This is a genomic window from Schlesneria sp. (assembly GCF_036405755.1).
In the GTDB taxonomy this organism is placed as follows: Bacteria; Planctomycetota; Planctomycetia; order Planctomycetales; family Planctomycetaceae; genus Schlesneria; species Schlesneria sphaerica.
The window spans coordinates 1-10924 of record NZ_DASWWZ010000652.1; the positions used below are offsets into that span (position 1 = coordinate 1).

At 57.3% G+C, this 10924-nt stretch carries 8 protein-coding genes; 2 read left to right on the plus strand and 6 right to left on the minus strand.

Features of this window, described 5'->3' with window-relative positions:
- On the plus strand, positions 1-304 hold a 304-nt coding region (locus tag VGE80_RS21615), incomplete at its 5' end, for a hypothetical protein (RefSeq protein WP_440594083.1).
- A gap of 281 nt (positions 305-585) precedes the next feature.
- A complete protein-coding gene (locus tag VGE80_RS21620; RefSeq protein WP_440594084.1) occupies positions 586-2307 on the plus strand; it encodes a fatty acyl-AMP ligase in 1722 nt (573 codons plus the stop codon).
- An 8-nt stretch (positions 2308-2315) separates the two neighbouring features.
- On the opposite strand, the gene VGE80_RS21625 is transcribed toward VGE80_RS21620, so the two are convergent.
- The 6 genes from VGE80_RS21625 to VGE80_RS21650 form a co-directional block, all read right to left on the minus strand.
- Positions 2316-3818, minus strand: a complete 1503-nt coding sequence (locus tag VGE80_RS21625) for a DUF1501 domain-containing protein (protein WP_440594085.1) — start codon at positions 3816-3818, stop codon at positions 2316-2318.
- A 231-nt stretch (positions 3819-4049) separates the two neighbouring features.
- Positions 4050-4613: a hypothetical protein gene (locus tag VGE80_RS21630; protein WP_440594086.1), complete on the minus strand. Its 564-nt coding sequence runs from the start codon at positions 4611-4613 to the stop codon at positions 4050-4052.
- A gap of 332 nt (positions 4614-4945) precedes the next feature.
- Entirely contained in the window at positions 4946-5926 is a 981-nt protein-coding gene (locus VGE80_RS21635; RefSeq protein ID WP_440594087.1) for a DUF1559 family PulG-like putative transporter, read from the minus strand.
- Positions 5927-6258: 332 nt separating this feature from the next.
- A complete protein-coding gene (locus VGE80_RS21640; RefSeq protein WP_440594088.1) occupies positions 6259-8847 on the minus strand; it encodes an SGNH/GDSL hydrolase family protein in 2589 nt (862 codons plus the stop codon).
- A gap of 104 nt (positions 8848-8951) precedes the next feature.
- Positions 8952-9242, minus strand: a complete 291-nt coding sequence (locus VGE80_RS21645; RefSeq protein ID WP_373653304.1) for an acyl carrier protein — start codon at positions 9240-9242, stop codon at positions 8952-8954.
- A gap of 642 nt (positions 9243-9884) precedes the next feature.
- The coding region (locus VGE80_RS21650) for an acyltransferase family protein (RefSeq protein WP_440594089.1) at positions 9885-10924 on the minus strand (1040 nt) is incomplete at its 5' end.

Here is a 10924-nt window from a genome sequence, read left to right on the forward strand (position 1 = left end):
CGCGGGCGCAAATGCCTATTCCGCGGTGGAAGGGAAAGCGGAAGAACTGAGCGGCTCGCTCAGTAGTGGGCTGAAAGCGACTGCTCGTTCGATTCGCGAGCATGGGCCACAAGAAGGAACCCTTGGTGCGGCAACATCCGCCGTCGCCCAGACCTTTTCCAACTCGGCCAATTTCCTCGACAATCAAGGACTGAATGGGGTCTGCTCAGACGTGACCAGTCTGATTTCACGCAACCCGATCCCTGCGTTCCTGATGAGTGTCGGCATCGGCTTCCTCCTCGCTTCATCAAGCCGCCGATCGTGATCGAAAATCGTTGAGCATTACACCATCCACGGCCCATATAAGATGAAGCCCTAGTTACGAGAGGTTAGGACAATATCCGTCCGCAATACCATCTCCATAGGTGAAGTTCATCTCGGAACGGCGTCCGCCAGGGGTCCGTGGATGGTGCATATTCATGACGCTCTTCTTCCGTGCGCAGGCGATTCAATCATCCCTCCCGGCTCGCTGCTGCAAGGCGGGAATCCACTTGCGGAGTTCGCATCCACACCGGATAGTTCCTGTGAAGACAGGAGACGGTGCCGATGCGATCAATCTACTCATGCCTGGTGGATGCGGCCGTTAGACAGCCCGATAAGCTGCTGTACGTGTTCCCTGAGACCCGGTGGAACTGCGCAGCCTCGCTGACTTATTCCCTGCTGGCAGAACGGGCCGCTCGCGCCGCCAGAGCCATCTCCTCTCAGACTCGTCCCGGTGATCGTGCGCTGTTGTTGTTTCCCACGGGGACGGAATTCTGCGAAGCGTTTCTCGGCTGTGTCGCCTGCGGCGTGATTCCCGTGCCGCTCAGAACTCCAAACTTGCGCCGCAATGCGAGGTCACTCGATGAAATCTGTCACGATTGTGCACCGACGCTGATTCTCACGGACGACGGGACAGCCACGTTATGGCGAACCGACCAGCAACTCTCCCCCGCGCTCGCCCCGCTGCCCGTGATGACCGCGAATGAATGGCGTGGCGCGCCGGCCGAGTTTCCGACGTTTGCCTTCGCTCCGCACGACACGGTCTTCCTGCAATATACATCGGGGTCGACGGCGAGACCCAAAGGGGTTCAGATCACTCACGCGAATCTCCTCGCCAATATGACTATGATTCGGGACCAGATGCAGGTTCGAACGGGTGAGGATTCGTCGGTGACCTGGCTGCCGCATTATCACGATATGGGGCTGGTCGGGAGCTATCTCACCACCATCTTCACGAATCTGACTTGCACCTGTCTGCCCCCTGAGGAATTTGCGTTCCGTCCAGCGAGCTGGCTGCAGGCCATCGCGGCGCAGCGGGCCAATATCTGTGGCGGCCCCGACTTCGGTTACCGACTTTGCGTTGAAAAGATAAGCGATGAAGAAATGTCGGGCCTCGACCTCTCCTCGTGGCGGGTAGCGTTTGTGGGAGCCGAACGGATCCGCGAGGAGACATTACGCCTGTTCGCCAGCCGTTTCTCTCCCTGGGGCTTCGGCGAAAGCTCTTTCTTTCCCTGTTATGGACTGGGCGAAGCAACGCTGATGGCCACCGGCGGGCCTGCAGGCAATGGGGTGATTGTCCGCGCGGTCAGCAAGCGGGGCCTGGCAGAGAATCGGATTGAACCGGCCCCTAGTCGCGACGACGAATTACAGATTGTTGGCAGCGGCGCGACCTTCGCCAGCTCAACCGTTTCGATACGAGATCCTGAAACAGGAACGCCATTGGCCGAGGGGTCGATTGGCGAAATTCATCTCTGCAGTGAATCCGTCACCCCCGGCTACTTCCAGAGAGACGATCTGACTCCCTCCCTTTTTCGCGATGTCAGCGAGAATGGAGAACAGCGCAGGTTCCTCAGGACCGGCGATCTGGGGTTCCTTTCCGATCAGCATCTCTTCGTGACGGGACGGCTGAAGGAACTGATTATTGTCCGAGGAAGAAACCTTTATCCGGAAGACGTTGAACACGTGGTCCAGTCGGCTCACCCGTCGCTACAGCCGCGTGGAACCGTCGCCTTCTCGGTGGACCAGAATGGTCTCGAAGCATTGGTCATTGCGAGTGAGCTGAAACGAACGGCGAGGGAGCCCGAATCATTCGAAGAGATACTGGGCGCAATCCGATCTGCGGTAGCACTCTCTTTTGGGATCAGTCCTGCAGAAATTGTGTTGCTCCGGCAAGCTTCGGTGCCACGGACGAGTAGTGGCAAACCCCGGCGATTGATGGTTCGGGAGAGCTATCTCAAAGGAACTCTGGAAATGATTCATTCGACGCAAGCGAGTACTGAATCGTGAAAGGACTTTCAGCCGAGCAGTTCCTCAATCACAGATCCATTATCAATCAGCCGGGTTGGTCGCTGGCGCAGATCAGGAATCGTCGTCTCAAGGTCGATACCCTTGATGTGGTACATGGTTGAGAGAATATCTTCGGGCGACACGGGCCGCTCCTTCACAAACGCGCCCGTCGCATCCGAGGCCCCGACCACACAACCCGGTTTGATTCCTGCTCCTGCGAGCATCACGCTGTAGACAGACGACCAATGGTCGCGTCCTCCACCCCGGATGTGAGTGTCAATCTTGGGAGTTCGACCGTGCTCCGTCAGACACATGACCAGAGTTTCCTCCAGCAGGCCCCGTTCTTCCAGATCCAGCAGCAAGGTACTCATCGCCGCATCGAAGCTCGGCAGCAGTTCATCACCGAGCCGGGTGAAGTGGTCGAAGTGTGTATCCCAGGCAGTGTTCACGACTTCGAATTCGTCCCAGAAGACCGAAACGATCCGGCACCCCGCTTCCAGCAGCCTGCGGCCAGTCAGCGCGGACTGGCCGAACAGCGTCATGCCGTAGCGTTCCCGCAACGATGCCGGTTCCAGTCCGACATCCAGCGCGTCACGCACACGGGCCGACGTGATCATGGAATAGGCTTTGGCCGCGAAGCGATCATGTCCCTTCCCTGCCGAAAGATCGTTGAGGTACGCCTTTTGATCATCGAACTGTCTGACCAGACTTCGTCGCCGGTTCAATCGATCCAGTGTGATTCCATCACGCAGTTGCGCTTCCTTCGAGACTTTGAGCCGGCTTTCAGGAGTGATTCCCAAGTACGGGTCGGCGACGTCGACGTCCTTCAGCCCGTGGAAGAAGGAAACTCGGGGGACAGTCCTGGTTGCCTTGCCATGAAATTCCGTCCAGACCGGGTTGTAGCCGTGTCCCAGAAAGGATGCGTACGGCCCCGCGCGCCGCGAGAAGGGGGCAAAGGCGCTAAACTGCCAGGGAAGTGCCATATTGCGCGGCACATCCGTCGGATCTTCGGCCCCTCCCTGATCTGCCAGATAATCCAGCACGCTGCCAAAGAACGGACGATGCCGTGAGTCGAAAGGATTCGTCTCGTTCGAAAAATCGATCGCCGGAGCCCCGGTCAGCGTATAGAGGTTCGAGTGATTATTGTGGGGATGGGTCATCGACCGAACCAGAGCCATCCGGTCCGTCAGGCAAGCCAGTTTGGGAAGCTGGTCACAGATCGATGTTCCGGCAACGGCGGTGGAAATGGCGCCGAACTTCCCCCGAATTCCTTCGGGTGCCTCTGGCTTGGGATCCCAGGTCTCAAACTGGGAAGCAGCCCCCTGCAGGTAGATCAGCAAGACATTTCTCGCCTTGCCGAATCCATCCGAGGTGGAAATGGCCTGAGGGGCCCCCTGAGCTTCGAGACAAAGGAGTTGCGGGAGTCCCAGGGAAGCCGCTCCGATTTCCAGAACCTTCCTGCGATTGCAGTGCGCTGCAAAGGGATTCAGTGAGCCGAGGATCTGGAACATGAGCCCCTCCTGCCAAAGCATGGCGAGCGGTACTGCCGCATCGAATTGCCGGAATTACATCAAACGGGGAACTGCAAAAGCGACCATGACAATTCCATCGTAGCCGCAGACAGGAAAGGAATCGATGACCTACTGAGACCAAATCAAGGCAGTCCCGTTCCACCGCTTGGTCCCACACTTAAATCCCACAGCCGCATCGGGGACGGGTGCTCGACATCTGCCGCGCGGAACTCAGATTTCCAGTTTCGGTTGTGTTTTGAACGGCGCCGGCGTCTGCGGATTCGCAATTTTTTTCTCACCCATCCGGCGTGCCCCTTCTTGTGTGGCTTTTGACCCCTTCAGGTTCAGTGACATCAGACAATAAAAGTTCGAGAGACTGTCCAGTCCGGCATCGGTGATCGGGGTTTGAGACAAATTCAGGATCACAGTTTTCTGGAGAACATTGCCGGCGTCGAGCTCGGCAAGCTGTTCGTCGGTAATCGACGTATTGCTGAGGTTGAGATCAAAGACCGGGTCGTTCTGAGCGACTTCAATCATCTCGGTGATCAATTTCTCGCTGAGCGTGGCTCCGGAAAGATCGATCATCCAGCCCACCATATGGAAGCCGTACATCGACTTGCCTTCTTTCCTGGCGCTTCCTCCGGCATTGGAAATCAGCCCCTCAAACGTCGATTCTCGTTGCTTGAACTTTTCGTATTCGCTGGGGCCCGACATCAGTCCGCAGCCAGACGATACAACGAGGAAAAGAGCAACGAGCGATGTCCTGGCAGGGGACGAGTTGCGGTGCAATGACATAGACTATCTCCAAACAATCTCGGGTCGAAAACCACGGGGGTGCGGAAATCTCGAGGTCCGGCCGTCTCAAGTTGCCGCAATCGTACACGCCAGGCCTGGTCGATCGAGACCCTGCCCCAGTGAAGTTCCAGACCGTTGAATTCCGGTAAACCCGATCAGCTCCATTCGCTCGACTGACTGCCAGAGCCCCTGGAAAGCGCCTCATTCGCGAAACCCCAGGACGAGGATGGCCGTTGCCCCTATCTCGTCTGGGGTCTCTCTCGTCTGGGGCCAGGCAGGTCGCGCGGGGCAGTTCTTGTGCGCTCCGTTCGCCCATAGGCCGGACAAGCACATCAAAATTCGCCAATGACCCGTCCGTCGCTGATCGAGCCCAGCAGGTGATAGATGCCGACATCGTCATAGCTGTTGGGAAGATCATTCCATTGAATATTTTCACTGATGAATCGCACAGAGCCATCGGCCATGGCAAATTGAGCACCACCCGTATGTGCACTGCCGAACGCAATCAGAGGCTGGTCGGTTGCCGAGGTGCTGCCCACGACATCACTATGCGTCCCGGCGTTCATCTGGAATTCGGTTTTCCCGGCCAGAGCCCAGACGTTCGTGATTCCGTCACAGGAAAGTTCCTGCCCGGCCCAGACGCCCGCCCAGGGCCCCGCAGGGGCCGTCTGTTTGGCCCACTTCACGCTGCTTCGCTCACCGAGCATAATCGTGTTCGAGGTGCCGTCGGTAATTTTGGCAATCGATACGGCACCTCCGCCGCTCCGGAAGATTCCATCACTATCGTGATTGCCGTTGCAGGCCAGGTAGTTCGACTTACCAAAGTTCAAGGTCTGAGAGAGGATCATACCGCTGCAAAGTCCACCGGTCGATTTTTGCAGGAACGGGCGATTGACGTTGATGGGACCAACCGGGTCGCTGGGGCAGACAAACGCCGCTTTTGGCGACGAAAGCAGGGCTTGCCGAGCAGGATCGTTAGCAGCCTGCTCAAGCATTTGCGTGCTGATATTGAGCTGTGTGTAGAGTGGCGCTTGATCCATGTAAGGGAGAATCATCACCGACCAGGCCCAGGCAGAGTTCGGCAGACCGATATTAATGTATTGCGCCTCGGGGAAATTCTGGAACGTGTCGTGATAGTTGTGCAGAGCCAGTGCGAGCTGTTTGAGATTATTCTTACATTGTGTTCTTCGGGCCGCCTCACGTGCCTGCTGGACTGCAGGAAGGAGAAGAGCGATCAATACAGCGATAATGGCAATCACCACCAGTAGCTCAATCAACGTGAAGCCGCGTTGCCGACGTGCGTAAGCCTTCATCTGGTTTCTCCATTTCCTGAAAATTGAATAATGACAATACGCCGCGCGGAGACTCAGGCCCCGGCGGCTTTCGCGGAAACTAGAAGCGATCAGCTAATATTTGATGAGCAAGACAGGTCGCGATTGGGAGACAGCAACCTTAATCGAGCATAAAACGAACCTGATGTTTGTCAAGACGGAGGGTACGTTTTTCCACTAACACCTCATCCCGGTCGCTATCAGAACACAACACGGAAGCAGGAAACACCCTCCTGACAATCATCGGTCCCTCGCGTCGGGTAGTGGCCGATATTCACAAGCATGGAAACCAATGATTGCGGAAACGCGTCTTCTCAAGGAACGGTCGTTCCGTCCCGATGACAATCCTCAGGCAGCGTTTTCGGGTTCGACCGAACCTGGTTCAGCAGCGCCTCAGCAACGAGCGTATGACCATGCGCATTCGGGTGGTACTCGGTGCCGGGGAACAGTTCAGTCTCTCCTTTCGTCCAGCCAGAAAGATCACAAACGATAAATCCCGCCTCAGTCGCGATCGGAAACAGTTTTTCGCGGATCTCGCGATCGTCGGCACCGGGAATGGGGAGATAGATCCAGACAGGAACCGCTTTGAATCTCCGGCACTCGTCTACAATGGTCAGATAGCAGGCACGCAGGATCTCTTCGTTGAAACGAGTCAGCCGACTTAGCACCTCACCCGGCGGCTGACGTGATGTCACTCCCGCCTGTGTGGCGACTTCTTTCAGAGGATCAGAGGGGAGTTCCTTGCGATACGAGACAAGTTGCGCCAGAGGTGTCGCTAACTCTTTGAATTCGTCCTGGTGCGCAAAGTAAAAGACGGCGTCAGGCGAGAATCCAAACACCTTCCGCTGGATGCGCACCGTCCGTTGAACCGCCCACTGCTTTCCAACGCCGAAGTTGAGAACTTCAAACCGGTGTGCGGAACGGGGAAGCGCCTGATTCAGCAGATTCTCAAACTGATGGGAAAAAACCGTGTCATCCGCAACGCCATAACCCATCACAATACTGGAACCCACGACAGCGATTCGACAAGTCCCCTCGGGCTTCTGAAACGTCAACGAATTCCGATCACGCATCCCGAATTCGTTCACCGAGAATGGCTGACCATCCAGCTCCGTCCGTATCCCCGGAATCAGTTCGACTCCCTGGTAGACATCGGCCTGCCGGGAAATCTTGAGGAACCCTTCCCCCTGTCGCTGCTGCGGGCCGTCGACCGTGAACAGCGAACTGAGCAGCGGTCCTGCCTGAATTGCTGCGGTATTCAGGTCTTCATAGTAGCTTTGCAGCTTCTCTCCCGCCGCAAGTTCCAATGTGGGATCGTGACGGAACTGACTAATCGCTCGGACAAATTCATCTGGCAGCAGACCAGAAAAACCGGGCGAGATGAATGCGATCATCAGACTCAGAAACGCCAGATGCAGACTGACGGAACGGCGGAACGTCTGATCGACAACGACTCCGTCTCGACCAGGACCGGTGACTTCGCGCTGCAGCGGACCGCCCGATTCCGTGACTCCGACGAGTTGCGTCCCCTCCTCCCGTTGCCCCAAAAACCACAGCAGGACGGTCCCCAATCCGACCGCAATCAACAGCACCATCAGCACCCGGGCAATCCCCGGCACCGCGTCGGCTCGCTCTAAGGCGCTCGCAACCAACTGCAGAAACCCAGGCTTCGTCCAGCAGGACCAGAAGATGCTGACAAGACAGAACATCCCCACCGTCTGCACCGACGTCACGAACGCTCGCAGAAATGGAGACTGGTAGACAACACGGTGACGTCGCGAATCCAGCAAGCTGTTCACAGCGACCAGTAACCCTGTTCCCAGCCAGAGGCAACCATCGTTAACGGTCAGCGGAAATCGTCCCAGCAGCCAGAATGTCTGCCACGAGTGAAGCACCCAGGTGCTCAGGAAAACCAGCAACACACTCACAAACATGGCATAGCTGATGGAAAGTCTGCGTCGTCGAAGTGCATAAAAGGAAGGATAGAACACGTACTTCGCCATGAAGTCCTTCCAGTAAATGTTGATCCTCCGCCAGATGTCGCTGAAGCTGGAGGCCAGAAAATAGCCATGATGTGTCCGGGGAAGGTTGAATCCGAACAGGTGCAGCAAGCCTGTCACGAGATGAAAATGCCCGGAAACCTGTAAGTACAACGCATAATTCGTTGCCGCAAAGAGGGAGATCCGGGTGAACTCATAAAGTTCTGACAGGTCCGGAACAACATAAGCCTTCATGAAGCGGTAGATCAGTAAATGGACAAGTCCCCGGACGATCCATTCGACTCCGCGTTGATAAATCAACCATTCATCCTGGTCGTAGCGCGTTGCCACAAAGGTCTTGAAATCGACGATGGGAAAGAGCGGAAAACAGGTGTTGGGCAGCATGAAGAAGTACGACAAGGCCCAGGCCACAGAAGGTGTCGTCTGTTGCCGGTGAGACTCGTAGACGAACGTGATCAGGCGAAACATGAACATCGACCCGAGGACAGGCCAGAACGGAAACGGATAGACGACTCGCAGCGCCACTAGCAACGTCGCAGCGACGATCAAGAGTCCCACCCGCCAGGGGTGCGTCACGGGGAGGTAGCAAATCCCGATCAAGAGTCCGCCGATCCCCAGCACCGACAGGCCGTTGACGATACCGAGCAGGAACAGCACACAGCCGACACAAAGCAACGCAAAGAAGGTGAGTCGCAGATCGATACGTTGGCTCTTCGCCCGAACTGGCCCGCTGAAATGGGAATTGATTGCCGGAGCGCCCCGCGTCCCGTCAACGGAGCCGGCCGTTTCGGTGGTGCCCTTGCGCTGAACAGGGAGCCAGGCATGAATGGCAAACCCGGCGACAATCACGCAGAGCACCGGAAAGAAATGCCTGAGTCGTTCAATCTCAAAGGAGTAGACCACTGCCAGAATCAGGCTAAGTTCGAGTAGCAGAGCCAGAAATGGTACGACTCGACCGCTGTTGGCCTCGAAGAGTCGCTCATCGCTGACGGGAGTGACGTTGATGGCTACTTCCCCGTCAATTCCACCACCTGCTGTGCCAGTTCCTGAATCGTGATGTCATCTTCCAATGGGTTTCTGGGAAACCGGAATCCGCCCCAGTCCTCCAGTTCCGAGACCACCGACACCACCTGGATCGAATCGACGCCCAGCGACAATATCGACCGATCCACGGAGAGTTGCCCCGAGTCCACGCGCAGCTCTTTCGCTAACCGATTGACGATCCACGATTGAATCTCATCAACGGATTTTCCGGCAGGCAGGGTCGATTGAGATATCGGCGCGATGGGGGAGTCCATAAACGCCAGTATTGTGGTCGTTCAGGGCTTACGCAAGTTATTTATGCGGCCCCGTAAGAGAGAGGCACTCCCACCGGGTTTATCCGTCGTGAAACGAAAAATCCGTTCAGCACGCCCCATGGGTCGCACAGGTTGCCCGGTCTTCCCGGCTACCTGTGTGCGAAGCACAAGAGGTCCCCACCGAAGCAAATTCGTCATTGCGGCAAAACGGCAACTTGCTGCACGCAGACGCCCGGTCCCCTGCAATGACGCCGCTCCTCACGCCGCTTTGCGCGTCGCAACAGGCACCTCGTCCCGCGTTGGCAGCGGGTAGCCCAGGTTGCCCGGTCCGCCCGGGCTACCTGTGTGCGAAGCACAAGAGGTCCCCACCGCAGCAAATTTGTCATTGCGGCAAAACGGCAACTTGCTGCACGCAGACGCCCGGCCCCCTGAAATGACGCCGCTCGTCACGCCGCTTTGCGGATCGCAGCAGTCGCCTCCTCCCCCATTGGCAGCGGGTAGCACAGGTTGCCCGGTCCGCCGGGCTACCTGTGTGCGAAGCACAAGAGGTCTCCGCCGCAGCAAATTCGCCATTGCGGCAAAAGTGTAACCCTGCGGCGGCTGCGGCGGTAGACGTCCGGCCCCAGCGGTCGTTGCCGCTCGTCACGCCGCTTTGCGGATCGCAGCAGTCGCCTCGTCCCCGGTTGGCAGGCTGAGTACCTCGGCAGGAACTTCAGCGTTCACAGGACGCCGACGGCTTCGCAGAAATGGTGCTTCACAGTACAGGTAGAACGGATAACAGCAGAGCACCGTTAAACCGACACACAACAGGTCCGCCATAATCGAACCTCGAATCCCGCCAAGCCTGAGAAGGCTGCGCCAGCTTTCCGACGCCTGATTGTGCAGCAGGTAAACCGAATACGACATGGCTCCCAGTACACAAAGTCCCTGATAAGCGTAGCTGGCGAGCGATCCTCCGGCGGCGCGAGGCGCGGGTTCCGGGAGATCCAGCGATTTCCCCGCCCACAGCGCCACCGCGAATCCGACGGCAAACACAAGTCGTTCCACCTCATATCCCGCCGCGGTGACCGCCAGAAACGCGATTCCCAGTCCGGCAACGAGGGCTCCCGAGATCCATCGCTCGCGATGTCGGAAGAGGCTTGCCGGGGTCAACCCATTCTTCAGCAGCGCATGAACGGCAACCCCCAGAGCGAACCAGGACCAGAACGGGATACACGATCCCGTGTTCATCACATGGAATTTCCACACAGGATGATAGAACGTGGCGAGCGACACGGCGGTCAGAGCAGCGGCGAGAAACAACGACCAGCGAGGCCGCAGCAGCCCCAAGGCGACGATGAGATAGAACTGAAACTCAATCCCGAGAGTCCAGTAGGCCCCGTTCACGCTGCCGAACCGCCCGAAAAACAGGCCGAAACGCTGATCGAAGATCTGTGTCAACGACGCGATTTTGACCCAGTCGAACCAATTGTAATGGCGGAACCGGGCCGTATTGACCGCCCCCCATTCCCCCGTTACCAGCGCTTTGAGAAACTCTGTCCCGAAGTGGGCCGCAATGATCACCGCAATCGAAAGCCAGAATGTGGGATAAATGCGTCGGGCACGCTGATACAGAAAGTTGCTAAACGAGTGACCGTGTGTCTGAGCACGTCCGAAGGCGGTCGCCAGACAGTACCCCGAGA

Bases quoted from the DNA above. Each gene is read 5' to 3' on its own strand.
- VGE80_RS21635 (WP_440594087.1), bottom strand. From the start codon at position 5,926: ATGAAGGCTTACGCACGTCGGCAACGCGGCTTCACGTTGATTGAGCTA.
- VGE80_RS21645 (WP_373653304.1), bottom strand. From the start codon at position 9,242: ATGGACTCCCCCATCGCGCCGATATCTCAATCGACCCTGCCTGCCGGA.
- VGE80_RS21620 (WP_440594084.1), top strand. From the start codon at position 586: ATGCGATCAATCTACTCATGCCTGGTGGATGCGGCCGTTAGACAGCCC.
- VGE80_RS21625 (WP_440594085.1), bottom strand. From the start codon at position 3,818: ATGTTCCAGATCCTCGGCTCACTGAATCCCTTTGCAGCGCACTGCAAT.
- VGE80_RS21630 (WP_440594086.1), bottom strand. From the start codon at position 4,613: ATGTCATTGCACCGCAACTCGTCCCCTGCCAGGACATCGCTCGTTGCT.